27 protein-coding genes are annotated in these 25,982 nt (G+C 63.1%); 7 read left to right on the forward strand and 20 right to left on the reverse strand.

Annotated elements, in window-relative coordinates:
• Window positions 1-53 precede the first annotated feature (53 nt).
• The 13 genes from JGU71_RS07785 to JGU71_RS07845 all read right to left on the reverse strand — a co-directional run bounded on the left by JGU71_RS07785 (window position 54) and on the right by JGU71_RS07845 (window position 12,424).
• Window positions 54-779 carry a DNA alkylation repair protein gene (locus JGU71_RS07785; RefSeq protein WP_199703431.1) on the reverse strand — a complete coding sequence of 242 codons (726 nt, stop codon included), beginning with the start codon at window positions 777-779 and terminating at the stop codon, window positions 54-56.
• Window positions 776-1,534 carry a glutamate racemase gene (locus JGU71_RS07790; RefSeq protein WP_199703432.1) on the reverse strand — a complete coding sequence of 253 codons (759 nt, stop codon included), beginning with the start codon at window positions 1,532-1,534 and terminating at the stop codon, window positions 776-778. The genes JGU71_RS07785 and JGU71_RS07790 overlap by 4 nt, the downstream gene beginning before the upstream one ends.
• Window positions 1,531-2,742, reverse strand: coding sequence for an NAD(P)/FAD-dependent oxidoreductase (locus JGU71_RS07795; RefSeq protein WP_307829548.1), 1,212 nt, complete (start codon window positions 2,740-2,742; stop codon window positions 1,531-1,533). Before JGU71_RS07795 ends, JGU71_RS07790 begins: the two co-directional genes overlap by 4 nt.
• Window positions 2,743-2,747: 5 nt before the next feature.
• Window positions 2,748-3,443, reverse strand: a complete 696-nt coding sequence (locus JGU71_RS07800) for an SDR family NAD(P)-dependent oxidoreductase (protein WP_199703434.1) — start codon at window positions 3,441-3,443, stop codon at window positions 2,748-2,750.
• Window positions 3,444-3,564: 121 nt separating this feature from the next.
• Window positions 3,565-4,755 (reverse strand): elongation factor Tu, encoded by a 1,191-nt coding sequence (gene tuf, locus JGU71_RS07805; RefSeq protein ID WP_199703435.1) that lies wholly within the window; start codon window positions 4,753-4,755, stop codon window positions 3,565-3,567.
• Between the two features lie 145 nt (window positions 4,756-4,900).
• Window positions 4,901-7,003 carry an elongation factor G gene (gene fusA, locus JGU71_RS07810; protein WP_199703436.1) on the reverse strand — a complete coding sequence of 701 codons (2,103 nt, stop codon included), beginning with the start codon at window positions 7,001-7,003 and terminating at the stop codon, window positions 4,901-4,903.
• A gap of 90 nt (window positions 7,004-7,093) precedes the next feature.
• On the reverse strand, window positions 7,094-7,564 hold the full coding sequence (gene rpsG, locus JGU71_RS07815) for a 30S ribosomal protein S7 (protein ID WP_199703437.1): 471 nt from the start codon (window positions 7,562-7,564) through the stop codon (window positions 7,094-7,096).
• 1 nt (window position 7,565) lies between these two features.
• Window positions 7,566-7,940 (reverse strand): 30S ribosomal protein S12, encoded by a 375-nt coding sequence (gene rpsL / locus JGU71_RS07820; RefSeq protein WP_199703438.1) that lies wholly within the window; start codon window positions 7,938-7,940, stop codon window positions 7,566-7,568.
• A gap of 312 nt (window positions 7,941-8,252) precedes the next feature.
• Complete coding sequence (locus JGU71_RS07825) at window positions 8,253-8,792, reverse strand: DUF3558 domain-containing protein (RefSeq protein WP_233528824.1); 540 nt, start codon at window positions 8,790-8,792, stop codon at window positions 8,253-8,255.
• A gap of 5 nt (window positions 8,793-8,797) precedes the next feature.
• Entirely contained in the window at window positions 8,798-9,325 is a 528-nt protein-coding gene (locus tag JGU71_RS07830) for a DUF3558 domain-containing protein (RefSeq protein WP_372433125.1), read from the reverse strand.
• Between the two features lie 44 nt (window positions 9,326-9,369).
• On the reverse strand, window positions 9,370-10,476 hold the full coding sequence (locus JGU71_RS07835; RefSeq protein WP_199703440.1) for a winged helix DNA-binding domain-containing protein: 1,107 nt from the start codon (window positions 10,474-10,476) through the stop codon (window positions 9,370-9,372).
• Window positions 10,477-10,507: 31 nt separating this feature from the next.
• Entirely contained in the window at window positions 10,508-11,479 is a 972-nt protein-coding gene (locus JGU71_RS07840; RefSeq protein WP_199703441.1) for an NADPH:quinone oxidoreductase family protein, read from the reverse strand.
• 78 nt (window positions 11,480-11,557) lie between these two features.
• On the reverse strand, window positions 11,558-12,424 hold the full coding sequence (locus JGU71_RS07845; protein WP_199703442.1) for a LysR family transcriptional regulator: 867 nt from the start codon (window positions 12,422-12,424) through the stop codon (window positions 11,558-11,560).
• Between the two features lie 108 nt (window positions 12,425-12,532).
• Between JGU71_RS07845 and JGU71_RS07850 the strand changes: the two genes are divergently transcribed.
• From JGU71_RS07850 to msrA, 6 genes are all read left to right on the forward strand, one after another.
• On the forward strand, window positions 12,533-12,889 hold the full coding sequence (locus JGU71_RS07850; RefSeq protein WP_199703443.1) for a YybH family protein: 357 nt from the start codon (window positions 12,533-12,535) through the stop codon (window positions 12,887-12,889).
• 104 nt (window positions 12,890-12,993) lie between these two features.
• Window positions 12,994-14,976: an HNH endonuclease signature motif containing protein gene (locus JGU71_RS07855; RefSeq protein WP_199703444.1), complete on the forward strand. Its 1,983-nt coding sequence runs from the start codon at window positions 12,994-12,996 to the stop codon at window positions 14,974-14,976.
• Between the two features lie 18 nt (window positions 14,977-14,994).
• Window positions 14,995-15,984 carry an SDR family NAD(P)-dependent oxidoreductase gene (locus JGU71_RS07860; RefSeq protein ID WP_199703445.1) on the forward strand — a complete coding sequence of 330 codons (990 nt, stop codon included), beginning with the start codon at window positions 14,995-14,997 and terminating at the stop codon, window positions 15,982-15,984.
• Window positions 15,981-16,448: an MTB12 C-terminal domain-containing protein gene (locus JGU71_RS07865; protein ID WP_199703446.1), complete on the forward strand. Its 468-nt coding sequence runs from the start codon at window positions 15,981-15,983 to the stop codon at window positions 16,446-16,448. The genes JGU71_RS07860 and JGU71_RS07865 overlap by 4 nt, the downstream gene beginning before the upstream one ends.
• A 42-nt stretch (window positions 16,449-16,490) precedes the next feature.
• Window positions 16,491-17,021, forward strand: a complete 531-nt coding sequence (gene msrB, locus JGU71_RS07870) for a peptide-methionine (R)-S-oxide reductase MsrB (RefSeq protein WP_199703447.1) — start codon at window positions 16,491-16,493, stop codon at window positions 17,019-17,021.
• Window positions 17,018-17,725: a peptide-methionine (S)-S-oxide reductase MsrA gene (gene msrA / locus JGU71_RS07875; RefSeq protein ID WP_199703448.1), complete on the forward strand. Its 708-nt coding sequence runs from the start codon at window positions 17,018-17,020 to the stop codon at window positions 17,723-17,725. Before msrB ends, msrA begins: the two co-directional genes overlap by 4 nt.
• Window positions 17,726-17,729: 4 nt before the next feature.
• Here the strand turns inward: msrA and JGU71_RS07880 are convergent, their stop codons facing one another.
• Window positions 17,730-17,939 carry a helix-hairpin-helix domain-containing protein gene (locus JGU71_RS07880; protein ID WP_199703449.1) on the reverse strand — a complete coding sequence of 70 codons (210 nt, stop codon included), beginning with the start codon at window positions 17,937-17,939 and terminating at the stop codon, window positions 17,730-17,732.
• 122 nt (window positions 17,940-18,061) lie between these two features.
• Here JGU71_RS07880 and JGU71_RS07885 point away from each other — a divergent pair, with 122 nt between their 5' ends.
• The gene (locus JGU71_RS07885) at window positions 18,062-19,381 is read left to right on the forward strand and encodes a TIGR03118 family protein (RefSeq protein WP_233528963.1); all 1,320 of its coding nucleotides are present in this window, start codon (window positions 18,062-18,064) and stop codon (window positions 19,379-19,381) included.
• Window positions 19,382-19,398: 17 nt separating this feature from the next.
• Here JGU71_RS07885 and JGU71_RS07890 read toward each other — a convergent pair whose 3' ends face one another.
• From JGU71_RS07890 to JGU71_RS07915, 6 genes are all read right to left on the reverse strand, one after another.
• Complete coding sequence (locus JGU71_RS07890) at window positions 19,399-20,955, reverse strand: serine/threonine-protein kinase (RefSeq protein ID WP_199703450.1); 1,557 nt, start codon at window positions 20,953-20,955, stop codon at window positions 19,399-19,401.
• Between the two features lie 14 nt (window positions 20,956-20,969).
• Window positions 20,970-22,007 carry a DNA polymerase IV gene (locus JGU71_RS07895; RefSeq protein WP_199703451.1) on the reverse strand — a complete coding sequence of 346 codons (1,038 nt, stop codon included), beginning with the start codon at window positions 22,005-22,007 and terminating at the stop codon, window positions 20,970-20,972.
• A gap of 7 nt (window positions 22,008-22,014) precedes the next feature.
• A complete protein-coding gene (locus tag JGU71_RS07900) occupies window positions 22,015-23,241 on the reverse strand; it encodes an RNA polymerase sigma factor (RefSeq protein ID WP_199703452.1) in 1,227 nt (408 codons plus the stop codon).
• A gap of 7 nt (window positions 23,242-23,248) precedes the next feature.
• Window positions 23,249-23,620, reverse strand: a complete 372-nt coding sequence (locus tag JGU71_RS07905) for a YciI family protein (RefSeq protein ID WP_199703453.1) — start codon at window positions 23,618-23,620, stop codon at window positions 23,249-23,251.
• An 87-nt stretch (window positions 23,621-23,707) separates the two neighbouring features.
• On the reverse strand, window positions 23,708-24,574 hold the full coding sequence (locus JGU71_RS07910; protein WP_199703454.1) for an Abi-alpha family protein: 867 nt from the start codon (window positions 24,572-24,574) through the stop codon (window positions 23,708-23,710).
• A 12-nt stretch (window positions 24,575-24,586) separates the two neighbouring features.
• Window positions 24,587-25,840: a DUF445 domain-containing protein gene (locus JGU71_RS07915; protein WP_199703455.1), complete on the reverse strand. Its 1,254-nt coding sequence runs from the start codon at window positions 25,838-25,840 to the stop codon at window positions 24,587-24,589.
• Window positions 25,841-25,982: the final 142 nt, after the last annotated feature.

The following is a 25,982-nucleotide window of genomic DNA, read 5'->3' on the forward strand; positions in this document are numbered from 1 at the left end:
TCGCCCCACCGCGGCTCGTGAGTCCTTCCGGAGGTCCCACCCTCCTAAAGGACTCACGAGGCGCGGAGCGCCCTACGGGTTTCCGGTTCCAAATGTTCTGTGGCATAACTCAATGCCGTCCTGCCCATCGCTGACGCATGCTGCTCGAGAAACGACATCAACAGCGCTCCGTCGACCTTCTTACCGACCTCGCGCAGCATCCAGCCGAGCGCCTTCTGGATCAGGTCCGCGCGATCTGGCAGTAGTAGTTCGGCAAGTTCGAACGTCGTCGACGGGTCACCCCTCTTGATGAACTCGAACGTCGTCAGGAGTGCAATCCTGCGCTCCCACAGATCAGCGCTGCGAGCGAACGAGAACAACAGATCGCGGCGACGATCGAAAAGCCATGGGCCCAATATGTTCTCAGCCGAGGAGTCGACCAGATCCCAGTTGTTGACGCGTCGGCGGGCGATTGCGCCGAGATAGCGATCCACGACGCGCTCCTGCTTCTCGACGTCGAAGGTCCGCGGTTTCGATGCGGCCGCGAACTGCGCGTTCAAGATCAGCAGACCAGCTAGTCGATGCTCGTGAACGTCGCTGTCGAGCAGAACGTCGACTTCGTCGAGGGGCAGATCCGCGAACGACTTGACCACTTTCCGAGTTGCGGGAACACGGACTCCGACGAAGACATCACCCTCGCCGTATTCGCCAGGGCCAGTCTTGAAGAACCGCTGCAAATGGACCGCATCGAGCGGATCCGACACTGCGGCCAACGCCGCGACGACGTCGGCAGCGATCATGACTGCGACAGCTCGCGACCGTAGTCGAACGCCGCTGCGGCAGCGGGCAATTCACCTGGCTCGCCGTTGACGAGCACACGAACCGTACCGCCCCCGGACGACGGCCGACCGAGCGCATCGATCCGTCGAAGAGTTTGTGCAGCAACCGCATCCGCACTGTCGAACAGCCGAACTGTCGGCGCGAGACTGGCCGCGATCTCGTCGATGACAAGGGGGTAGTGCGTACAACCGAGTACGACACCCTGCACGTGACGAGGTGTCAGCGCTGCGGCGGCGGCGACGGCGGACCGTGCGCTGTCGACATCGCCACGATCGATCGCGTCGGCCAATCCGTGGCACGCAACGGCGAAAACCTCTGCGCCGTTCCCGAATCGATCGATCAGATCGGCTTGATACCGACTCGCAGTTGTCGCCGCCGTCGCCCACACCGCAAAGGACGTGCACACCGCCGCCGCTGGTTTGATCGCGGGGACCGTTCCGATCACCGGTATCGCGGCACCAAGCTGTGCGCGGACCGCATCGACGGACGTCACCGTCGCCGTATTACACGGGAGCACAACGACTTCCGCACCATTCGCAACGGCAACCTCGGCCGCGGCGACAACACGATCGGCAACCCACGACTCGGGTTTCGGACCCCATGGCGCGCCCGCGGGATCCATGGACAGCAGCAGATCGAGTTCGGGCCGCAACTTACGCAGCCGGGCAGCTGTCGGCAGCAGGCCGAGACCGGAATCGATCAACGCGACGATCACGAACCGAGCATCTCCTCGATCGGTGCGGCGGCGGTGATCTTGGCACGTGCCTTCATCACCTTCGCAGCCATGCCACCACCGACGACGCCGGTCAGCTTGCCGTCACGGGAGTAGTACGCAAGAAACTTGCGCCCGTCGTCTTCCACAACATGCACGGTGTCCTGAGCTGAAGGCGTACCAAGCGCCTGAATCTTGATGTCGTACTGATCGCTCCAGAAGTAGGGCACCGCAGCAGGACCCGACTGCGCGCCGACCAAAGCCTTCGCGAGCGCTTTCGCTTGATCGCCTGCGTTGGACCAGTGCTCGACCCGCTTGTGGTCGCCGGTGCTGTGGCGCCAGGCCGCGACATCGCCGACCGCCCAAACGCCGTCGGACTCGGTGCGACCCACCTCGTCGGCGAGCACGCCGCCACCGTCCGCAGGTTCGGCCAAAGCGATCTTCGACTCCGCGAGCCACCCAGTTACCGGCACCGACCCGACACCGACCACCACCAGATCGACGTCCACGACGGTGCCGTCGCTGAGCACAACGCTGCCGACCCGACCGGTGTCGCCGGCTTCGAGCGCCTCGACTCCGACCCCACAGCGAAGGTCCACACCCTCGTCACGGTGCAGGCGCGCAACCAGGCCGCCGATCTCCTCGCCGAGCACGGACGCCAACGGCGTCGGCTGTGGTTCGACGAGCACCACTTCCACACCTGCTGCACGGAAGCTCGCGGCAAGTTCGCATCCGATGAATCCTGCTCCGACGATCAGCGCGCGCTTACCGGTTGCCAGCTCCGAGCGCAGCGCGAGCGAATCGTCGAGTGAGCGCAGCACATGGAGGCCACCGAGATCGCCGAAGCTTGCGATGCGCCGCGGCTCGAGGCCCGTCGCAATGATCAGCTGGTCGTAGGAAAGTTCGGTGCCATCGGCAAACAGAACCGACTTCGTGTCTACGTCGACGCCGGACGCCTGAGCACCGAGACGAAGCTCGATCCCCTTGTCGTCGAAGAACTCTCTCGGCTTGAGCGTCGTGTCGTCCTTCTCACCGCGCATCACTTCCTTCGACAACGGCGGCCGATCGTAAGGCAGATGCTCCTCGTTTCCGACGAGCACAACGTCGCCCTCGAAACCCGCACGACGCAATTCCTCGGCTGTGCGTAAGCCTGCAAGTCCGGCACCGACAATGACCACACGCCCGACGACGCGCTGTTCGCTCTCACTCACGCCCGTCATGTTCCCACACCGGGAACCGGCACCTGGGCACCGGTTATTGCAGCACCGGCGTCGCTGAACAAGAACGCGATGACATCGGCGATGGCCTGCGGAGTCACCCATCCCTTACGGGACGAATCAGGTTGGCTGGCACGGTTTCCCGGTGTATCGATGACCGATGGCAGTACCGCGTTGACCCGGATCCCATCGTCTTGATACTCGACGGCGAGCGCGCTGACGAAGGCCCACACGGCGGCCTTCGACGTGATGTATCCGGCTGCTCCCGAAAAGGGCGAGAACGCCGCTTTCGTCGAGATCGCCACGATCGAGCCGCCGCCCGCTTCGATCAGATAGGGCACCGCTGCGTGAGTGGTCAGGTACGTCGGCCGCAGGTTGAGGCGCAACAACTTCTCGAACTCGTCGATCGGCGTCTGGTGCACTTTGCCGCCCATCGCAAAACCACCGACGAGATTTGCGACCGCGCGCAGCGGCGCTTCCTCGCGGCCACCCGCCAGCTCGACGACCTCGGCGACGCTTGCCTCATCGAACAGATCGGCCTGGATGAGCTCCAGCGACGGGTGTTTGTCGAGGCGTTCGATCTCGCGTTCGGCGATCCATGGAACGACAACCCGCCAGCCGTCGTCGAGCAACTTCGCGGTCACAGCGCTGCCCAAGCCGCCGGTTCCGCCGGTCACCAATGCCGTTCTACCCACAATCCGCTCCTTCGCAACGACGAGGTCTGACCGACCACGTTATCGGGTGTCGCGAACAGCAAACAGCGCCAGTTCCCCGAAGGGAACCGGCGCTGCCTGGCAGAACTGGTGGAGAGTGAAACTACGCGATGATCTTCGTGACGCGACCGGCACCGACGGTGCGGCCACCCTCACGAATTGCGAAGCGCAGGCCCTCGTCCATGGCGACCGGCTGGATCAGCTTGACGGTCATCTCGGTGTTGTCACCGGGCATAACCATCTCGGTGCCCTCGGGCAGGGTCACAACGCCCGTGACGTCAGTCGTACGGAAGTAGAACTGCGGACGGTAGTTGTTGAAGAACGGCGTGTGACGGCCGCCTTCTTCCTTGTTCAGGATGTACGCCTGGCCTTCGAACTCCTTGTGCGGAGTCGTGGTGCCGGGCTTGACGACAACCTGTCCACGCTCGACATCTTCGCGCTTGATGCCACGAACGAGCAGACCGACGTTGTCGCCTGCCTGGCCCGAGTCGAGCAGCTTGCGGAACATCTCGATACCGGTGACAGTCGTCTTGGTCGACTTCTCCTTGATACCGACGATCTCGACTTCCTCGTTCACGTTGACCGAGCCACGCTCGATACGGCCGGTGACGACGGTGCCGCGACCTGTGATCGTGAAAACGTCCTCGACGGGCATGAGGAACGCCTTCTCGGTCTCACGGACGGGGTCCGGAACCGAGTCGTCGACGGCCTGCATGAGCTCGACAATGCTCTCGGCCCACTTCTCGTCGCCCTCGAGCGCCTTGAGTGCAGAGACCTTGATGACCGGAGCGTCCTCGTCGAATTCCTGCGCAGCAAGAAGTTCGCGAACCTCCATCTCGACAAGCTCGATGATCTCGTCGTCGTCAACCATGTCGGCCTTGTTCAGCGCGACGAGGATGTACGGAACGCCGACCTGACGGGCGAGCAGCACGTGCTCACGCGTCTGGGGCATCGGGCCGTCGGTGGCGGCCACAACCAGGATCGCGCCGTCCATCTGAGCCGCGCCGGTGATCATGTTCTTGATGTAGTCGGCGTGACCGGGAGCATCGACGTGAGCGTAGTGACGCTTCTCCGTCTGGTACTCGACGTGCGAGATGTTGATCGTGATACCACGAGCCTTCTCTTCGGGAGCCTTGTCGATCTGATCGAAGGCGAAGCTCTCGTTGAGAGTGGGGTACTTGTCGTGCAGAACCTTGGTGATTGCCGCTGTCAGCGTCGTCTTGCCGTGGTCAACGTGACCGATGGTCCCGATGTTGACGTGCGGCTTTGTCCGCTCGAACTTCGCCTTCGCCACTTGGTGTCCTCCTGGACTTGTCAGTGCTTGCAGTTTGCAGCATTGCGGTTGATAAATCGGTCGTGCAAGGCATCGGACTACTCTGTTGTGCCCGATTGGTTCGTTCGCTTGCGCTCACTCACCCGTCGCCTTCGGCTCCAGGCTTTTACTCGCCTGTCGCCTTCGCGATGATTTCCTTCGAGACGTTCGACGGAACCTCTGCGTAGGAATCGAACACCATCGAGTAGTTCGCCCGGCCCTGAGTCTTCGACCGAAGGTCTCCGATGTAGCCGAACATTTCAGACAGCGGAACCAGTGCCTTCACGACACGTGCACCGCTGCGTTCCTCCATGGCCTGAATCTGGCCACGGCGGGAGTTGAGGTCGCCGATCACGTCGCCCATGTATGCCTCGGGCGTGGTGACCTCCACCGACATCATCGGTTCGAGGATCACCGGACCGGCCTTACGAGCAGCTTCCTTGAACGCGGCGGAGCCGGCGATCTTGAAGGCCATTTCGGAAGAGTCGACGTCGTGGTACGCACCGTCGGTCAAGGTGACCTTGACGTCCACCAGCGGGTAGCCCGCAAGTACGCCGTACTGCATGGCGTCCTGTGCGCCGGCATCGACGGATCCGATGTACTCCTTCGGAACGCGGCCACCGGTGACCTTGTTCTCGAACTCGTAGTGCGAACCGTCTTCGCCGTGGAACGGCTCGACGTTGATGATCACCTTGGCGAACTGACCCGAACCACCCGTTTGCTTCTTGTGGGTGTACGAGTGCTTCTCGACCAACTTGGTGATCGTCTCGCGGTAGGCCACCTGCGGCTTGCCGACGTTGGCCTCGACCTTGAACTCGCGACGCATGCGGTCGACGAGGATGTCGAGGTGGAGCTCGCCCATGCCGCCGATGACGGTCTGGCCGGTCTCCTCGTCGAGCTTGACCGAGAAGGTCGGGTCTTCTTCGGCCAGCTTCTGGATGGCCGTACCCAACTTCTCCTGGTCGGACTTGGTCTTCGGCTCGATGGAGACGTTGATGACCGGGTCCGGGAACGTCATCGACTCGAGAACGATCTGGTTCTGCGGATCGCTGAGCGTGTCGCCGGTCGTCGTGTCCTTGAGGCCGATGACCGCGTAGATGTGTCCGGCGCTGGCCGTCGACACCGGGTTCTCCTTGTTGGAGTGCATCTGGAACAGCTTGCCCAGACGCTCCTTCTTGCCCTTGGTCGAGTTGATGACCTGGGCACCGGAGTCGACCTTGCCGGAGTACACGCGGACGTAGGTCAGCTTGCCGAAGAAGGGGTGCGTCGCAACCTTGAACGCCAAGCCTGCGAAAGGCTCGGTGGCGTCGGGCTTGCGAGTGAGGACCTCTTCTTCGTTGTTGGGGGCGTGGCCGGTGGTGGCCTCGACGTCCAACGGCGACGGCAGGTAGTCGATGACGGCGTCGAGCATGGGCTGAACGCCCTTGTTCTTGAACGCCGAACCACACAGCACCGGGTAGAGCTCGGAGTTGACGGTCAGCTTGCGAATCGCAGCCTTGACCTCGTCGATCGTCAGCTCTTCGCCACCGAAGTGCTTCTCGAGCAGCGCCTCGTCGGACTCGGCGACGGTTTCGAGCAGCTCCGTGCGGTACTGCTCGGCCAGCTCGGCGAGATCGTCGGGAATCGGGACGACCTCGTACTTTTCACCGAGCTTGGTCTCGCCGCGCCAGACCTTCGCGTTCATCTCGACCAGGTCGACGATGCCTTCGAAGCTGTCCTCTGCGCCGATCGGCAGCTGGATGACCAACGGCTTTGCGCCGAGGCGCTCCTTGATGGTCTGCACCGTGAAGTAGAAGTCGGCGCCCAGCTTGTCCATCTTGTTGACGAAACAGATGCGGGGAACGTCGTACTTGTCTGCCTGACGCCAGACCTGCTCCGACTGCGGCTCGACACCTTCTTTGCCGTCGAACACGGCAACGGCACCGTCGAGGACGCGCAGTGAGCGCTCGACCTCGACCGTGAAGTCGACGTGACCCGGGGTGTCGATGATGTTGATCTGGTTGTCGTTCCAGAAGCAAGTCGTGGCAGCCGACGTGATCGTGATGCCGCGTTCCTGCTCCTGCTCCATCCAGTCCATCGTGGCTGCGCCATCGTGAACTTCACCGATCTTGTAGCTGATACCGGTGTAGAAGAGGATGCGTTCGGTTGTGGTGGTCTTACCCGCATCGATGTGGGCCATGATGCCGATGTTGCGGACCTTGTTCAGGTCGGTGAGCACGTCCTGTGCCACAGGCTTCTTCCCCGCTTAACTAGTAGTTCTTGTTCCGGATCGGACCGTGTACGCCGGACGCACTGCCGAGCAGAGCGTCCAGCGCAGTCGTCACCAGCGGTAGTGGGCGAACGCCTTGTTCGCGTCGGCCATCTTGTGCGTGTCTTCACGACGCTTCACCGAAGCGCCCAAACCGTTGCTTGCGTCGAGCAGCTCGTTGGCAAGACGCTCGACCATCGTCTTCTCACGACGAGCGCGAGAGAACGTGACCAGCCAGCGCAGCGCCAACGTGTTGGCGCGGCCCGGACGGACCTCGATCGGCACCTGGTAGGTGGCGCCACCGACACGGCGGCTCTTCACCTCGAGGGCCGGCTTGACGTTGTCGAGTGCGCGCTTGAGGGTGACGACCGGATCGGTGCCACTCTTTTCGCGGGCCTGCTCGAGCGCGCCGTACACGATGCGCTCTGCAGTCGACTTCTTACCGTCGAGCAGGATCTTGTTGACCAGCTGCGTGACCAACGGGGACCCGTAAACCGGGTCGTTGATCAGCGGACGCTTGGGTGCGGGGCCCTTGCGTGGCATATCAGCTCTTCTCCTTCTTGGCGCCGTACTTGCTGCGAGCCTGCTTGCGGCTCTTCACGCCCTGCGTGTCGAGCGAGCCACGAATGATCTTGTAACGCACACCCGGAAGGTCCTTCACACGACCGCCGCGAACGAGCACCATCGAGTGCTCCTGCAGGTTGTGGCCTTCGCCGGGGATGTAGGCCGTGACCTCAACCGAGCTCGTGAGGCGAACACGCGCGACCTTACGAAGCGCGGAGTTCGGCTTCTTCGGAGTGGTTGTGTACACGCGAGTGCACACGCCGCGCCGCTGGGGGCTGCCCTTCAGGGCCGCGGTCTTGAGCTTCGCGACCTTGTCGTGGCGACCCTTGCGGACCAGCTGGTTGATGGTTGGCATAGACCGGCTTTCCTGTTTCTGGTTAACGCTAATTAGTTAACGCTGTGGTGGAACTTCATGTCTTCGAGCTGGTGACCCTGCCTCTTGTCCCGAGGTCGGGTGTGTCGCGCGCAGTTGCAAGGCCAGTTCCGGGGCACGACTAGATAGTCAGCCGCTCTCGCTGGCCTAAACTTTGCACACAAACCTGCCCGCATGCTCCGGGCACAGCGATCCACGATACCCGTCGGCGCGCCCGAAGGTCAAAGCGGCCAAACGTGTGCTGGATGAACCTGTGTCCAGAGTACGTGTTTCGGGGGTTGTGCAGGACCGGACTCAGCGACTCAGGTTCAAAGTCAGCTCCGCCAACTTGATCGCAGCTGTGCACGGATCGGGATGGTTACCTGGCTGATAGTTGACCCACCATCCGATGATGCCGGTATCGGGCGCACCCGCGGTGACACCACACGAATCGGGATCGTTGGGCCGCTGCTGCTGAATTGCCCTGCGGCCCTGCACCTTGACCTCGGTGAGGACGTACTTCAGCTGTTCCAGCGTCTTACGTTCGACCTCGAGGGAACCCGTCTCGTACCAATTGAACGTCACCTTCGCCGGCCCGCTCGGACCGCCGACATCCCACCGGCAGATCGCACCATAGAAGGCTTGATCGATCGAATTGCCGCCGACGGTTTCGGCAATCTGCTGATCTGTGACGTTCTGGCATTCCTCCAGCAGGTTGCGGAAGTCGCCGTCCTCCCCCACATCGGCTTGCCGTTCACCGCGCGGTGTGCCGTCGATCGTCTGGCTGCAACCCGTCAGCAGACCGGCCGCGACGGCCAGCGCGCCGACCACTCGAACGACACGCGCTGTTCCCATAGATTTCATTCCTGCACCCTCGATGCCGTGAGTTCGGCCAGCTGGCGAGCGACTCCGCATTCGTCCGTCGTCGGCGGGAACAGTCCGAATGTCACCGACCAGTGGAAGAAGTCGTCGCCGTACTGCAGACCCAGTTCGCACAGCAGTCCTGGAACCTGGCCGATGAAGCCTTTGTGGCCACGAATCTCGACCGGCATAGGCGGGCGCGCCAATCGATCGGAGCCTGCCGCTTCGCGACCGATCGGGCTACCGCGGTACCAGGAGAAGCTCACGCTCGGTCCCGTTGGACCGCTGACCTCCCAGACGCAGCCGACCGAATTACGGGTGACGGTGCCGAAGCCCGGCATCTTGAAAGCGTCCTTGACCTCGTCGTCGGTAACGGAACCACATTCGCCGAAGAACGGCCCCTGTTCCGAAACCACACGGGTCGGCGGGCTGCCTGCGGGCGCGTCGTCGCCACCGTTGTCGCCGCCGCATCCCGACAACATGACCACACACGCAACTGCCGCGGCCGCACCCAGCTTGGTTCGCACACCCGAACTGTACCGACGCGCGCGCAGGTGGGTTTCATTCGAGTTCAGTGGCGCTCGACGAACTCGACTGCGGGCGTTTTGTCCGGCTCTAGAAATTCGAGGAGCGCGAGCCCCTCGGCTTCGACCGCGTCGGCGTCACGTCGCGACAGCGCACCGTTCGCGGTAGCAAGTTCGAGCGTTGCGCGGTCGCCGTCGGTACGGATGGCGTACAGACCGGCGAGGTAGCCGTCGAGCAGCACGGACGACCGGTTCGATGACATCGAGGCAAGGGTGATCGACGAACCCTCCGGCACGATCCGGGTCCGATCCTTGTGCGAGAGCAACGCATTGTCGTACCAGCCGAGATAGCGAACGGGTGCAGGCAGATCCGGATCCGCGAGCTGACCGTCTGCGACGTCGTAGAGCGTCCTGCCAGCCTCGTCGGTGTAGGTCCGTAGTCGGCTTCCGAGCCGGTCTACGACCTCCTTGAGCCCGACCAACTTCGACCACGCCTGCATGTCCATCGTTGTGGCAGGCCCGAATGCGCGGAGGTAGCGCTCGATCAGGTCGTCGACGGGGTAGGAACCGTCCAAGGGTCGTCCGAGCCAGGATTCGGTACGCGACCAGACAGGACGGTTGTTGTGTTTCCACTTTCCGCGCGGCGGAGTTTGCAGCACAGGCAGCAGGTACAGCAGCACCTGCAGCATCGCCTGACCGTCTCGGTCTGGCCACTCGGCAGCGGCGAGCTTGCGTAGTTCTGCAGCGGGGATCGGTTGGTCGCCGAGTAGTCGTTCACCACGGGCACGGACGTCGTCGGGGTCCATGCCGACGGTAGCTCCGAAGTGAAAGCCCTTTCGAAACGGCAACTTCTCGAGCTGTGGCTGAATGTGTGGGGCGATGCGCAGCGCGTCCCCCGCCGTGACGAGGTGAATAGTTCCGCGCATCAACGTGATCCGCACGAACGAACGATCATCGAGACCCGCAGAAACGACGTTCGGGTCGAAGTCGGCCAGCCTGCTGAACAGGGCGACGAACGGTGGCGGGACGTCCTGGGCCTGCAGACCGATCAGGTGTTCCAGCATCTCGGCCACACCGAGCCGCGAGCGTTCGAGCAGATGTTGCCGCTCGAGCAGAGTGCGATTGAGGACGCGGTTGGACAGCACGTCGGACATGGCCGAAGCCTATGTCCGTGCGGCGGCGCTGTCAGCGAACGGTGACGACGACCTTGCCCGTCGCGGTTCGGTTTTCGAGCGAGGCGATGGCCGCGCCGGCTTGGTCGAGTGGGTAGGTGACGGGTTCGGGTGCAACCAATTTCCCCGACGCGAGCAGAGGCTGCACCTGCTCCCACTGCTCGGCGAGATACTTCGGATGGCTCATGAACCAAGCACCCCAGCCGACCCCGACTACGTCGACGTTGTTGAGCAACAGCCGATTCACCTTGACGGTCGGGATGTCGCCCGCGGTGAAGCCGACCACGAGCAAGCGTCCTGCCGGAGCCAGGGATCGCAGACTGTCGGTGAAGCGGTCGCCACCGACTGGGTCGAGGACGATATCGACGCCACGGCCCTGCGTGAGTTCGCGAACGGCTGCGAGCCAGCCGTCGGTGAGGACGACGTCGGTCGCGCCTGCGTCGCGCGCGATCTGAGCCTTCTCCTCGGTACTCACGACGGCAATCGTTCTCCCGGCGCCCAACACCGACGCCATTCGCAACGTGGACGTGCCGATGCCACCGGCGGCGCCGTGGACGAGCACGGTCTCGCCGTCGGCCAACCGGCCTCGCTTGCGAAGGGCGAAGTGCACGGTCAGGTCGTTGAACAGCAGGCCGGCACCTGCGGTGAGCGACACGTTGTCGGGAAGTGGGAACACCAGATCGGGTTGCAGCGCGGCAACTTCCGCCATGCCACCACCGAGCGCTGTCAGTCCGACGACACGATCCCCCGCTGCGAACCCCGACCCTTCGGGTGCCGATCGCACGACACCGGCAATTTCACTGCCAGGGACGAACGGGGTCGGCGGCTTGTACTGGTACAGACCGCGCGTTTGGAGCGCGTCGGGAAAGGCGACACCAGCCGCGTGCACGTCGATGACAACCTTGCCGTCACCGTTCGGTTCATCGATCTCACCGATCTCGATCGCTTCGGGGCCATCGAGTCGGGTCACCTGAATTGCGCGCATCGGACCAACCTAGCGCGGCCCTACGCTGCCCGTGTCGGCACACTCCGACCGCAGCCGACGCGGGACAGGTATCAAGCGCTATCGAATCCGACGCAGGAACGCAGCCGCTGCGGGACTGATCGCACCTTCCGTACGCCAGGCCAGTGCGATCTGCGCACGAATCTCTGGGCGAATGCGCAACGCCAACAAATCTCTCGACATGATCGCAACCAGCTGTTCAGGCACGATCGCGACGCCGACCCCCGCCTCGGTGAGCCGCGTGAGGACCGCGATGTTGCTCGTCTCGAACGCGACTCGTGGTGCGAAACCCGCTCTGGCACAGACGTCTTCGATCCTCGACCGAACACCGTTGCCGCGCGGCAGCGTGATGAGCGATAGGTCGCGCATCGCGCTCTGCGGTATCGACGATCGACCGGCAAGCGGGTGGTCGCGACCGACCGCCGCGACAATCGGGTCCTCGCTCAGGATCTGGATAGTGAGGTCGGGCGTCGGCTCGTTCGTAAGTCCGACGACGACGAAGTCGAGTTCGCCCGACCGGAGGCGGTCCAGCAGCGTGGCCGAATCTGCCTCCGCCAGAACGATATCTACTCCGGGGTGTTCGGCGTGAAAGGCAGTCAGGTGGTTGGCGAACGTGATCGTAGGTCCCGCACCGACGACCCCGACGGCGATGCGTCCGCGGACCAGACCGCTCAGGTCTTCGATCGCACTGTGTGCGCCCGCAACGGCGCCGAGTGCCGCTCGTGCGTATGGCATCACCGCTTTGCCCGCATCGGTCAGTCGAACACTGCGACCGGATCGGTCGAACAGTTTCTGTCCGAGTTCACGCTCGAGCTTGCGAATCTGGGCGCTGATCCCGGGCTGCGCGACGTGCACGCGGTCGGCAGCTCTCGTGAAGTTCGCTTCCTCGGCGACAGCCACTAAGTATTCGAGTTGACGCAGTTCCATAACTGGCGATTCTAGCTATGAGAAGAACTAGCTGTTGGACTTCTAGTTACCGGGGTCGGCACGATGGTGGATGACAGCAATCGAAAACACAGAAAGCGGGTCACGACAATGTCCGAAGACCGCGAAACAGCCTCGACACCAGAAGATCTCACCCGCCTGTTCGTCGAGCGCGCGAATGCTGGCGATGCAGCCGGAATGGCGCTGCTGTACGAGCCCGAAGCCGTGCTGGCATTCCCGCCGGGAAGCGAAACGGTCGGGCGGTCGGCTATTGAGTCCGTCTGCGAAAAATTGATCGCCGCAAGACCGACCTTCCCCTTCGAAGAGCCGCTACCGACCGTACGTGCAGGCGATCTGGCGCTCACCTCGACAGCGTCGTCCGACAACACCGGTGGACGAGTCCAGGTGGTGCGACGCCAGTCCAACGGGACGTGGCTCCGCTTGATCGACCGGCCGGAATCGAAGTAGGCCGCAAGCGGCTCGTGAGTCTTTTCGGAGGTCGGGCGCTCCGGAAGGACGCACGAGCGGCGGAGCCGCCTTTCTTGTCAGTGGGGTCCGATAGTGTCGAATGTATGTTCTACTCAGGGGGAAGTGCAGACACCGAAGGTCCGGAGGAAGTCCGGACTTACCCGCTACAGATCAGCGTCGCTCAAGAGTTCGCGCTCTTGGAGCGCTACCGCGACAACGAGAACATAATGGCGTGTTCGAAAGTACTTGCCGCGACCGACATCTGGTGGTCTCGGATCCGGGCCGAGTCGGACCTGGTCGCCGCGGGCGGGAAAATTGCGGTCGGCAACTCGGTATACGCCGAAATCGGTGCAGTCCTCGGCTGCTCGGCAACTACGGCGCACACCATGGTCGACGTCGGAATCGAACTGAACTCACGCTTCCCGTTGTTCTACGACTCCTTCTGCGACGGCCAACTCGACTACGCCCGAGTCAAAGTGGTCTGCACCGTCCTCAAAGAAGCAAGCGGCAAAACGATCGAGAAAATCGAATCCGAAGCCCGCTACGCCGCCAAGCACCTGACCCCAGGACCGCTACGACTCGAAATCTGGCGATTGTGGATCGAAGCAGACGCGAAAGAAGCCGCCGCCGCTCGAGAGCAGTCGACGAAGACAGATCGCACCGCCTATGTGCGGAAAGGCACTGCGGGGTTGTCGTGGCTCAGCGCCTGCATCACTGATCTGGAAGGTGTCGAAGCCGATCAATTGCTCGACGAGATCGCCGACACCGTCTGCCCCGAAGACTCCCGAAACAGCGACGCTCGCCGAGCAGACGGATTGATGGCGCTACTGCATGGTGAGCGGTCGCTGCGGTGTGACTGCAAGGCAACCGACTGCCCTACCCGCGACATCGAATTGGCGCCGCGGCGAGGGCATTTGGCGCAGATCGTCATCGACGTGAAAACCTTGCTGGGGTTGAGCGCGGATCCCGCACACCTGGGTGATGGGACTCCGATCGACCCGGAACTGGCCCGCATTCTCGCCGCCGACGCGACCTGGCAAGCCATCCTCGTCGAACTACGGTCCGCCGCGGTGGCAGCGGCCGGACAGGGAACCACTGCAGCCGAACACGATTCGAGCACCTGCACCGACGATGCAGTCAGCGAGAGCCGAGCCGAAGAATCCGCACCTCCGCAGACAACCGATCCGACCACCGACGAAAATTCGGTCGACCACGAATCAGACTTCCACGACGAGACCGCTCCCGACTCCGCAAACATTGACCCCGAACCTGTTGACCCCGAACCGGATTCACCACCCACAGAGGTCGAGTACCTGCACTACCTCCGCCGCGGCCGAAAACACCGACCCGGCGCCATCGCCCACCCCACAACGACGGCACCGCCCTGCCTGCAACGGGTCCGCAGTGCCGGAACAGTCATCGAGGACATCCTCACCGCCATCGCCGACGACGCATCCCTACGCCGCGGAGTCCATCCAGACGGACACGGCGGACACCTCGAACCTCCACCCGGGGCGTTGATCTACCGACCCCGCGCCGAAGTCGCCGAGTTGGTCCGCGCCGCCTACCCGACGTGTGTGTTCCCGAATTGCACCGTGCCGGCGCGCAAATGCGAACTCGACCACCGCGTCCCGTTCGATCACCCGAACCCCGCAGCGGGCGGGTGGACGATCTTCGAAAACCTCCAACCGCTGTGTAAGCGGCATCACGACATCAAAACGTGGCAACTCTGGACCTGCACCGCCCTCGCCGGCGGCGCCATCCTCTGGACCAGCCCCACCCACACCCCGCACATCACGCTGCCGGCCAACCACGCCATCGTCGGCGCACCACAACCCGAACCGGAAACCACGAAAACGATCCCGACACCCAGCTACGCCGACCCACTCACCGCGTACGAAGCCAACGAACTGCTCTACGAACCCACCTGGTGGGAGACCTTCGCCGGTACCGACGCCACCGCAACCTTCGCCGACCACGACCCCTACCTCCGAGACCGCTACCGCGAACACCTCGCCATCGTCTACAAACGAGTCGGCGACGGCAAAGCTCCGTGGGAACGAGAACCGGACCCGACACGGGCCTAGAACGCGTACGTTTTGCACATGCGCGTACTCGTAACTGGGGCAACTGGGTTCGTCGGCGGCTGGAGTGCAAAGGCGATTGCCGATGCCGGCCACGAAGTAAGATTCCTGGTTCGCAATCCGGTGCGCCTCGGTACGAGCGTCGCGAAGCTCGGCCTCGATCCCGGTGCTTACGCAATCGGAGATATCACCGACGGCGACTCCGTACGAGCAGCGATGGCCGACTGCGACGCCGTCGTCCATTGCGCGGCCTTGGTGGCGATGGACCCCTCGCAAGCCGAGGCGATGCTGACCGCCAACCTGGAGGGTGCGCGGAACGTGTTGGGGACGGCCGTCGAACTCGGCCTCGATCCGATCGTGCACGTCTCGAGCATCGCGGCATTGTTCAGCCCCGACCTCGAGACATTCAGCGCCGACCTACCGGTGACGGGCGGAGCAGACGGGTACGGAAAGTCGAAGGCCGCAGTCGAGTTGTACGCACGCGACCTGCAAGAGAACGGCGCACCTGTCAACATCACCTACCCGGGGATGGTGCTCGGCCCGCCCGCAGGCGACCAGTTCGGCGAAGCCGCGGACGGCGTCGTGGCAGCATGCAAGATGGGAGTAATCCCGGGGCGAAGCGCGGCCTGGACGGTGGTCGACGTACGCGATCTCGCTGCCGTGCATGCGGCATTGCTGGAGCCGGGTAAAGGTCCGCGACGCTACATGGCGGGCGGACCTCGGTTGACCGTCAGCGAAATCGCCGACGTGCTGACCGACGTCACTGGTAGCACGATTCGCGCTGTGCCGGTCCCCGACAGTCTCTTGCGTGGCCTCGGGCAACTGATCGACAGCGTCGACCGGTTCCTTCCCTTCGACACACCGATCACCGAAGCCGGTATGCAGTACTACACCCAGATGCCTGCGTCCGACGACGAGCCGAGCAAACGAGAACTCGGCGTCGAGTACCGCGATTCGAAGGAGACGCTGGCCGACACAGTGGCAGGGCTGCGCGAGTTCGGAAGAATATGACCACCGCACGAAAGCTGTTGCTGTGCAGCGCCATTGGCCTGACTCTTGCAGGCTGCACCGAGACCGGGTCACCGGCCCCCGATAGTGGCGCCTTCGTCGAGGCGACATCGTTCGTGCCCGCTCCGCCACAGCTGTCGGCCCAGTCGCTACCTACGCCGCAACAGCTGTCAGCTCTCGTCAATGCTGCAAGGAACTACGGAGTCGACGTTGCCGACCGCGTAAAGATGATCGAGGGCAACGACGACGACAACTACCAGGCGGCCCAGAAGTTCGCGACAGGGTCGTCCGCCCAGACCGTCGAGTTCACCTCTGTCATCGACCTTGGAAACGGGTTGATCAGCGCGACGGGCGTCAATCGCAGCGACAACGGATTCGAGCTCGAAGGTTCGATAAATTTCGTTGCCGACGACGGCGTCTGGAAGATCAAGAGAGATTTGGTGTGCGCGCTGGTGGGTGGATGTTGAACAGAACCGCCTGCTTCTCGGCGACGAATACACTGTGTGGAGATGAACGCAACGACCAGACGCCAGTTTCTTACGACCGCAGGTATCGGCTTGGCCACCGCGGCCGTCGGCGGGATAGCGATTGCCGCCATCGTGTCCGACGACACCGGGCCACGGGCCGGCGCGGCGCCGAGGAACAGCACCGAGACCTTCCCTCTGACCTTGACGGACGCGCAGTGGCGTGACCGCCTGACCTCCGAGCAGTACGTCGTCTTGCGACAGGAAGGGACCGAGCGACCGTACTCGAGCCCGCTGGACGACGAACATCGCGTTGGGACGTTCGCGTGCGCCGGCTGCGGCCAGAAATTGTTCGACGCAGCAACCAAATTCGACAGCGGTACCGGCTGGCCGAGTTTCTACCAACCGCTGGCGAACGCGGTCGGTGAACGGATCGACAACTCCTACGGCGTCCGGACCGAAGTCCACTGCGCGAACTGCGGCGGCCACCTCGGCCACGTCTTCGACGACGGCCCCGCCCCGACTGGCCTTCGCTATTGCATGAACGGTGTCGCCATGAAATTCGAAGCGGCATGAGGTCACTCGTTCTTCGAGTGGTCGCGGCGCTGCTGATGGGTGCCGCGGCGACGGCCTGCTCGGCACAGTCCTCGCCCGCTCCGATCGCTGCGCCGACGACGGCGGTCCCCGCACCGGCGACCGACGTCGCGCCCACAACTGCACGGACCGAAACTGCGGTCTTCGCGGGTGGCTGCTTCTGGGGTGTGCAGGGCGTGTACCAACACGTCAAGGGTGTTATCGACGCCGTGTCCGGTTACACGGGCGGTGCAGAGGACACGGCGAACTACGACCTCGTCACCGGCGGCACGACGGGACATGCGGAAGCCGTCGAGATCACGTTCGACCCCACCGTCGTGAGTTACGGAACCCTGCTCCAGATCTTCTTCACCGTCGTCGCTGATCCGACCACACTGAACCGCCAGGGTCCCGACCGCGGAACGCAATACCGCACAGAGATATTCGGCACCACACCGCAACAGACCGACATTGCCGACGCCTACATCGAACAACTCACCGACGCAGGCACCTTCCCCGCACCGATCGTGACGAAGGTCAGCGCGCTCGGCACGTTCTATCCGGCCGAGGCCTACCACCAGAACTACCTGGCCGAAAATCCCGACAGCGGCTACATCATCGTCAACGACCAGCCGAAGGTCGACGCCCTCCAAGAGCTGTTCCCCCGCGAATACCTTTCCAGCCCAACGCTCACCGCCGTCGACTGAGCAGTCAGCTGCCGAACGAGAGCGACCGCGTCTCCAATTCCTCGGTCAGTATTCGGATCGCTTTCGGGCCCACGCCGTGGATCTTCAGTAGCTCGGCTGGGGTGATGGTCGTCAACTGGTCGTAGCGGGTGTAGCCGCTGAGCGCGAGCTCGCGACGAGCGGTCTTGCCGAGTCGCTGCGGATACTCCGTCGGTACCGGCGAGTCTTCGGGCATCCCCTACCTCCCTCGATGCGTCGATCCGAATTTTAGCGAAGCCTGGCGCAATCGTTCGAGTTTCGTTAGCCTCTCCTAACCTTATGCGATTATTGGAGAAAGAGGTACACGTGTCGATCACGATGCGATCAGGATTGGCGCTGGCGATGTCGGTCGGTGTCACCCTCGCGGTGGCAACAGGATGTTCGAGCGACACCTCGAACTCGAGCGACGAGTCCACCCCGGCCACGGTGTCGCCACTGCCCGGAAATCTGTACAACCAGACCAACTTTGCTGCGAACAACGACAAGTACGAAGCCAAGTACGTATTCCCCGACCTCGTCAACGGCTGGGGCATCGCCATACGGCCCAAGGGTGCCGGCGGCCACTTCTGGGTCGGCGCAGGCGGGTATTCGTTCGAGTTCGTCGGCGATGTCAGCAAGAGCCCGGACGAAGCGCTGCGGCCCATCCACCAGGACGGTCTGACGACGGTCTCGGTTCCGAACGCCGACTCCGACTCCTCCGACGCCACCATCGGCAAGACGACCGGCGTCATCTTCAACCCGGCGCCCATCACATCCGACGTGTTCGCGGTACGCGATCAACCCGTCGACGTCGACGGCGTACAGCAACAACTCACCGGGTCGGCGCGCTTCATCTTCGCGACCGACTCGGGCTCGATCTCCGCATGGACCGAACAGACCCCGGACGGCCAGATCGTGCGACGCAACGGTCCAGCCAAGGAGGTGTTCAACGGCAAGGATCAGGGCATGGCATTCTTCGGAATCGCCATCGCACCGGGCAACGGCGAGACGCTTCTGGCCGCTGACTTCGGTGACGATCCGCAGATCCGTCAGTTCGACAAGAACTGGCAGTTGGTCCCGACCCAGGGTTATGCCAACCCGTTTGCCACCGGCGAAGGCGGCAAGGCTAAGCCGGGCGACCCCGCACCGTTCAACGTGACCACGATCGGCGACCGCGTATTCGTGACCTACGCCAAGACGATGGAGCCCGAGGACGCTCCCGGATCAGGCAAATTCGATGCGGGCGAAGAGGATTCGTTCGACAAGGATCAGGAAGCCGAAGCGAAGGACCTACCTGCGAAAGGCAAGGTCGCCGAATTCGACGCATCCGGAAAGCTCGTCCGCGTCATCGAAGACGAGGACCGCCTCAATGCACCGTGGGGCGTCGCGATTGCACCGGAAGGTTTTGGACCGTTGAGCGGCAAGCTCTTGGTCGCCAACTTCGCGGGCGCGGGCCGCATCCTCGCGTTCGACGACAGCACCGGCAAATTTGTCGACTACGTTCGTGACACCGACGGCAATATCCTTGCCATCGAAGGTATCTGGGGGCTGCTCTTCGGCAACGGCGAGAGTCTCGGCGACGCCAACGCCCTGTACTTCACGGCGGGACCGGACGAGGAGAAGGACGGCATCTTCGGAGTCCTTCGAACCAAGGAGTAGCGCGAACGAGGACCTGGTCAACCAGCCAACGTCGAGTGGTCTTCCCACCAGGTGACCAGGTCCTCGCTCGACATCGTCGGGGATTGCGCTTCCATGATGATCTCCTGACCGATGTAGCCCCAATTCAAGAATCGATTGTTGGTGTTGCCGTTCTGACCCGACACGATCTCGCCGCCCTTGCGCCCGGAACTCGTCGTCCAGTCGACCCGTGAGGTCGGTGTCGGGAAAGTCGCTGCGGGGAAGGTCGTTTCGGAGATGCCGTACACCTTCGCCAGCGCAGCGTCGACGGCTGCACTGTCTTTCATCTGGGCCATCAACACCAGCGGATCCGTACCGGTCCCTTCACACTGAATCGCGGCATCCACGTCGTCGAGACCGATGTCGTCGACCGAGATGCAGCTATAACTCGCCAGCGCAGTCGGCAGACGCTTGACCAACGTGCACTGTGCGGACGACAGTTCGTCGCATCGAGCATCCTTCGCCTTCGTTGGTGCGGTGGTCGTCGGCTGCGCGACGACCGACGTGGTCTTGCCGCCTCCTCCGCCGTTGTCCGACTTCGAATTCATCGCTACGAGAACGACACCGGTCGTCACAACAGCGAGCGCCGCGGCTACGGCGGCGCCGATGATCAACGGGCGGCGCGAACGCTGCGGCGGTTTCGTCGGATTCACCGGCGGCGGCGGGACCGGTTGCGCACGCACCATCGGCGAGGTCGCGGTGACGAAGCTGGGATCGATTGCGCGTGCAGCGTCGTTGGCCAGTTCGCGGCACGAGTTGTACCGTCCGGCAGGGTTTTTCGAGAGCGCTCGCGCGATGACCGCATCGATTGCCGGTGGCAGCGCAGGCATCCGTTCGGTCGCGCGTGGCGGCGGTGCGGTCATGTGCGCGTTGATCATTGCCAGCATGTTGGGTCGCTGGAACGGCTTGGAACCGGTCAGCATTTCAAAGAGGGTGCAGCCGAGGGCATAGACGTCGGCGCGGTGGTCGATGTCGCCGCCTTCGAGCTGCTCCGGCGGGGCGTATGCCAAGGTCGCAACGATGTCGCCGCTGACCGTGAAGTGCTGGGTTTCGTTCACCGTTCGCGCGATGCCGAAATCGGTGATCAGGGCCTGCTCGCCACTCGGTTCTTCCGGCGCCGACCGAACCAGAATGTTGGCCGGCTTCACATCGCGATGCAGCAGACCATGACGATGCGCGTAATCGAGACCACGTGCGGCATCGGAGATGATCGCGATCGTCCGCTGTGGCGTCAGTACCTGCGGACCGGCTTTGATAAGTTCCGCGACGTCGGTTCCCTCGATGTACTGCATCGCGATCCACAGTTGGTTGTCGGTGACGCCACGGTCGTAGACGGAGACGATGTTCGCGTGGCTCAACCCGCCGGCGATGTCGGCCTCACGTTCGAACCGCGCACGGAACTCCGCAGTCTGCGCGAGTTCGCCGCTCAAGAACTTGAGAGCATCGTTACGTGGCAGACGAGGGTGGCGCGCGAGGTACACCGTGCCCATACCGCCGGCACCGAGCAATCGCAGTATTCGGTACCCAGCAAAGACCGATCCGATTTCGAGCGCCATTGCGCGAGAATATCTCAGGCGACGCCTTCGACGACCAGTTCGCAGCGCACACCGAGCAGACGGACCGGACGGGTCAGCTCGAATCGCTCGAGAACCTGGAGGGCTGCGGCCGCGACGACGGCCGCGTCGACGGTCGGCGCAGGCAACTTCATGATCTTCGTCCGCGTGTAGAACGACGCCGTCCGGACGGTTACGGCGACGCGCGCCACACTGCGTTGCAACTCGACGACCTGAGCGGTGACGTACTCGGCCAATGCGGCGACCTCGGCTCGAACGCGGTCGGGATCGGTGAGATCTTCGGCAAAGGTGTGGGACCGGCTGAGCGAGCGGGGATCACGCGGAACTGTGGTGATCTGGGTATCGCCGATACCGCGGCCCATCAGCCACAGCCAGGGACCGGTAGTCGGACCGAACGCTTCAGCAAGGACATCGGGGTTCGTGTGTGCCAACTCGGCGACCGTTCCGATGCCGAGTTCGCTCAGCCGGCCTGCAGTTCGGCGGCCTATCCCCCACAGTGCGTCGGTCGGCCGGTCGGCCATCGTCGTCATCCAGTTTGCCGCGGTAAGTTTGTACACCCCAGCCGGTTTGGCGAAACCGGTCGCCATTTTGGCGGTGAGTTTGTTGTCGCCGATTCCGACGGAACAAGACAGGCCGACACGGTCCGTCAGAGCGCTTCGAATCGCATGTGCAAGCTCTTCGGGTTCGGCCGTCGTCGCGCCTAGGAACGACTCGTCCCAACCCCACACCTCGACCTGCACCGGAAATGTACGCAGCACGTCGACGATCTCCGCGGACGCGGCTTCGTACGCGGGCGAATCCTGCGCGAGGAAGACAGCGGTCGGGCATTTGCGCACCGCCGCACGCAACGGCATACCCGCATGCACCCCGAAAGCGCGAGCTTCGTACGACGCGCAGGTAACGACCTGACGTGACTGTGTCGGATCGCCCGAGCCGCCGACGATCACGGGGACGTCGCGCAGTTCGGGTCGTCGCCGTTTCTCGACTGCCGCCAGGAACTGGTCTAGGTCGACGTGCAGAATCCACTCGTTCACACGTCTCCTAAGTCGCGCCGAGTCGCGTCGCGCGCGCCCTGAGGTATCGCTGCTCGGGTGTGCTCGTCGTACCTCGCGCCGCTCGACGATAGTGCTCGACCGCCACCTCGAGGTCTCCTGCCAGCTCGTACAGGTGTGCGCGGACCGCATCGACGCGATGGGAATCGGCAACGCGCTCGTCGGTCGCGATCTCCTCGACCAGATCGAGCGCTTCCTGCGGCCCTCTGACCATCGCGACCGCAACCGCACGGTTGAGTCGGACCATCGGGTTGTCCGTCGTACGTTCCAGCAACAGGTACAGACCCAGGATCTGTACCCAGTCGGTGCTCTCCGAAGTCGGCGCCTCGTCGTGTACCGCAGCGATAGCGGCCTGAAGTTGATACGGGCCAAGTGGTTTACGCGACATCGCAGCTGTCACCAGTGCGACACCCTCGTCGATCGCCGCGCGGTCCCAAAGGTCACGGTTCTGCTCGCCCATAGGCACAAGCGCACCGTTGACATCCGTACGAGCCCGTCTGCGAGCGTCGGTCAGCAACATCAACGCCAGCAGGCCTGCGACCTCACCGTCCTCGGGCAAAGTCGCGTGCAGCATCCTCGTGAGTCTGATGGCTTCGCCGGAGAGTTCGATCCGAAGCAGTTCGGCGCCCGACGTCGTCGAGTAGCCCTCGTTGAAAATCAGATAGAGGACCTGCAGAACCGCGTCGAGACGCTCGGCGCGCTCCTGAGCTGGAGGCATCCGGAACGGCACACCCGACCGTCGCACAGTCTGTTTCGCTCGACTGATCCGTTGGCCCATCGTCGCGTCGGGGACCAGCAGTGCGCGAGCGATCTCCACCGTCGTCAAGCCGCCGACAGCGCGAAGCGTCAGCGCAACCTGCGATGCCTGCGTCAGCGCCGGGTGGCAACACATGAACAGCAGGATCAGCGAATCATCTTGATCGACAATCTGTTCCACAGTTGCCGGGCCTGCCGGCACCGCCAGCGCCTCGGCATCCTCGCGGTCGCGTCGCGCCTGGTCGGCGCGAAGCAGATCGATCATCTTGCGCGACGCCACCCGAATCAGCCACGGCCGCGGGTCGATCGGCGTCCCGTCCCGCGGCCACTGCTGTGCCGCTACGATGAGCGCCTCCTGCACAGCGTCCTCGGCAACGTCGAAGTGCCCGTATCTCCGCACGAGTGCACCGAGGACCTGCGGCGCCAGTTCGCGCAGCAGGTCCTCGAAAGCTCTTGTCACGACCGATCTACATTTCGGTGGCCGGCGGCCCAGACATGATCGGTCGAATTTCGATCGAGTCCCCGACCGCGTCCGCGATGCGGCCTGCAATCTCCAGTACACGGTCGTAGCTGGCGCAGTCGACGATGCCGAAACTTGCCAGCACCTCTTTGACTTCGGCATACGGACCGTCACTGACGACCGGCCCACCATCCCCCTTGCGGACCGTTCTGGTGAGCGACGGATCGGCGAGTCCTTCCGTCGAGACCATCTCGCCGGTCTCCGTCAGTTCCTTGCCGAGGTCTTCGTAGAATTTGCAGGTCGCGATGAACTCGGGGCTCGTCACGTCGACGTCGTTCCACGCGTCCTTGTCGGTGTAGGCCAGCATCAGGTACTTCATGTCGTGCGCTCCTTCGGTCGCGGGGCACGTGTCGAGCCCCGTCTAGGAGATACCTCGGAGCCAGGACACTAGTTTCGACATCGAAGTCTAATTTCCGTTGTTCTTCGGGTTTCCTCGTCGGTCGGGGACCTGGAAGTCGTAAGTATCGGGGTTGGCAGCAGCCCACAGCTTCGCCCCGAGTTCGCTGATCCGAAGTGTATGTCGCACATGTTTTTCGGACTTGAACTTCAACTTCTTGGCGAACGTTCCCTTGGCTTCGGCAGCGGCGAATTCGTCGGCCGACTCGATCTCGTCGTAGGTCTCCAATATTTCGTACTGCTCACGCAGCTCATCCTCCGCGGGACCGATTTCGACGAGGTTCAGTGACTCGAGGTGCTCGATGTATTGACTGACCGCATCGGGCAGCCTGACCCCGGCATCGGTTCCGATCGTCGAAGCATTCCTGTACACGGTGCGATCCACCGAACCGGGCGACCCGACACCGACGTGGATGATCGGGCTGATTCGCCCGTCGGACAGTGCGTTGACGATACGGACCTCGTCGGGAACGAGTTGCATCAGCAATCGTTTGAAGTTGGCTTCCTCTGCCTGGCGAGGACTTTGTCGAACGGAACGATCGAGCATCTCGTGCACCATCGACCGGACGGAGGTCCGTGGGTCGGGCGGTGCGGTGAAATCTTCGTCGATACGTCCCGCCGCACCCGGATACAACGTGGACTCGACGGGCTCGGATTCGGCGTCGATGCCCAGAAGCTGACGAAGAACCGCCTCGGTCAACACGATCGGACGGCGGAGCACACCACCGGGAACCATCCGGCCGACAACTCCGAGACTTTCGATGGGCACGGTCCGTAAGCGTCGCGACACATGATCGAATCGGCCGAACAACCCCCGCGCGGCGGCGACGATCGGAATCGGCTGCAGCTCGTGGGGACCGGACGTTGACTCGGGCATCTGCTACCTCCCTCACTTCGCGAACTGGTGAATGACGACGTCCTGTGCGACACCGGCGAAGGCACCGAGCACCGCACCCGTCGCGATCAGAATCCATTCGTCCTGCTGGAATGCGGGGCGCAGGACACCTTCGAATTCTTCCGGCGGCAGCTCCTTGAGCCGCTCCGCGAGTAGGTTCGCCACATCCAAGGTGTCCTCGATGTAGCCTTCCGCGTTCTCCATCGTCCTCGGCAGGCTGTTCATCACCCGCTCGGCCATCAAAGTCTTTGTCTTGTCGAGGTTGTCGGCACCTATGACCGCGCGCACGGCCGGCGCGGCGACGCCGAGTTCCTCCTCGACCATGCGGCCGACATGGCGCCGGATGATCAAGTAGAACCGATCCGAGAGCGGACCTTTCAGCATGGACTCCAGGATTGCGTGCGGGGTCAGGACCTTCTCGGCGATCAACGCCGACAGCTCGTCGGCGACCTCGTCCTGGTACTTCAGAAAGAGTCCCTGCCACGTGAAGATGCCGAGATACTTCTTCGGGCGTTTCGGGCTGAACAGCAACACCTTGATGCAGAATGCGTCGGTCGCCCACCCGTTGATTGCACCCATGATCGGATTGATCAGTGGCGAACGCAGCCACAGGTAGAAGGTCAGCTGCAGTAGTCCGATGAAGAAGCCTGCGACGAGACCGAAACGTCTGATGAAGGCCCATTCGCGTTTGCCCGCCTGGCGGAACACACGCTGCAGGATCTCCTTGTCGTACACGAGGGTTCGGGTCGCGAGCGACTTGAGGTCCAATACCTCTTCGACGTTGGCCTCGACGTCGTCCATGATCTGCTTCATGGCGTCGGGTCCGCGGTCACGCATGCGCTGGATCAACTTGTCCTTGACGAAACCAGGCGTGTTCGCCCAGATCTCCGGCTGCATCGTCGAGGCGACCTCTTGGGTTATCGCGTCCATCGAGGTGAGCAGCGGTTCGCGTATCTCAGCGAGCAGTTTCGTCTGATCGAGTCGGGCCCACACGTCGGCAGGGGTAAGGAGTTCGCCGACGATCTTGTTGGTCGCGACGCTCGCCATGTGCGCGGCACGCAGTGGAATGATGCCCTGCCACCCGATGGGCAACGGCCCTATCTTGAATCCTTTGAAATCGATCGGCTTGAACATCATCTCGATGGCGACGATCTTCGTGACCCAACCGATAAGCGCGGCCAGTACAACGATGGACGAGTAGGCGATCCAGTGGTCGGTGAACTCGGTCAGCATGGCGAACCGTGGCATCCTTTCGGCGAATCCCCAATCGAACCCAAAATGTGGCGCAGACCTCCGAATGCCCTGGATGTGACGGGACGAAACATGCAACAGACGCAGGGACGTAGCTTTAACCGCGACGAGCCGTTACAGTAACTTTAGCGATGCTGTC

This window comes from Antrihabitans stalagmiti (assembly GCF_016482825.1).
In the GTDB taxonomy this organism is placed as follows: domain Bacteria; phylum Actinomycetota; class Actinomycetes; order Mycobacteriales; family Mycobacteriaceae; genus Antrihabitans; species Antrihabitans stalagmiti.

Excerpts from the sequence above, each read along its gene's own strand:
- JGU71_RS07865 (WP_199703446.1), top strand. The coding sequence starts at position 15,981 with ATGACCACCGCACGAAAGCTGTTGCTGTGCAGCGCCATTGGCCTGACT.
- JGU71_RS07845 (WP_199703442.1), bottom strand. The coding sequence starts at position 12,424 with ATGGAACTGCGTCAACTCGAATACTTAGTGGCTGTCGCCGAGGAAGCG.
- JGU71_RS07825 (WP_233528824.1), bottom strand. The coding sequence starts at position 8,792 with ATGGGAACAGCGCGTGTCGTTCGAGTGGTCGGCGCGCTGGCCGTCGCG.
- JGU71_RS07850 (WP_199703443.1), top strand. The coding sequence starts at position 12,533 with ATGTCCGAAGACCGCGAAACAGCCTCGACACCAGAAGATCTCACCCGC.
- JGU71_RS07835 (WP_199703440.1), bottom strand. The coding sequence starts at position 10,476 with ATGTCCGACGTGCTGTCCAACCGCGTCCTCAATCGCACTCTGCTCGAG.
- JGU71_RS07890 (WP_199703450.1), bottom strand. The coding sequence starts at position 20,955 with ATGGCGCTCGAAATCGGATCGGTCTTTGCTGGGTACCGAATACTGCGA.
- rpsG (WP_199703437.1), bottom strand. The coding sequence starts at position 7,564 with ATGCCACGCAAGGGCCCCGCACCCAAGCGTCCGCTGATCAACGACCCG.
- JGU71_RS07785 (WP_199703431.1), bottom strand. The coding sequence starts at position 779 with ATGATCGCTGCCGACGTCGTCGCGGCGTTGGCCGCAGTGTCGGATCCG.
- JGU71_RS07885 (WP_233528963.1), top strand. The coding sequence starts at position 18,062 with ATGCGATCAGGATTGGCGCTGGCGATGTCGGTCGGTGTCACCCTCGCG.
- msrA (WP_199703448.1), top strand. The coding sequence starts at position 17,018 with ATGAGGTCACTCGTTCTTCGAGTGGTCGCGGCGCTGCTGATGGGTGCC.
- JGU71_RS07840 (WP_199703441.1), bottom strand. The coding sequence starts at position 11,479 with ATGCGCGCAATTCAGGTGACCCGACTCGATGGCCCCGAAGCGATCGAG.
- JGU71_RS07910 (WP_199703454.1), bottom strand. The coding sequence starts at position 24,574 with ATGCCCGAGTCAACGTCCGGTCCCCACGAGCTGCAGCCGATTCCGATC.
- JGU71_RS07860 (WP_199703445.1), top strand. The coding sequence starts at position 14,995 with ATGCGCGTACTCGTAACTGGGGCAACTGGGTTCGTCGGCGGCTGGAGT.
- msrB (WP_199703447.1), top strand. The coding sequence starts at position 16,491 with ATGAACGCAACGACCAGACGCCAGTTTCTTACGACCGCAGGTATCGGC.
- rpsL (WP_199703438.1), bottom strand. The coding sequence starts at position 7,940 with ATGCCAACCATCAACCAGCTGGTCCGCAAGGGTCGCCACGACAAGGTC.
- JGU71_RS07915 (WP_199703455.1), bottom strand. The coding sequence starts at position 25,840 with ATGCCACGGTTCGCCATGCTGACCGAGTTCACCGACCACTGGATCGCC.
- JGU71_RS07880 (WP_199703449.1), bottom strand. The coding sequence starts at position 17,939 with ATGCCCGAAGACTCGCCGGTACCGACGGAGTATCCGCAGCGACTCGGC.
- JGU71_RS07855 (WP_199703444.1), top strand. The coding sequence starts at position 12,994 with ATGTTCTACTCAGGGGGAAGTGCAGACACCGAAGGTCCGGAGGAAGTC.
- JGU71_RS07905 (WP_199703453.1), bottom strand. The coding sequence starts at position 23,620 with ATGAAGTACCTGATGCTGGCCTACACCGACAAGGACGCGTGGAACGAC.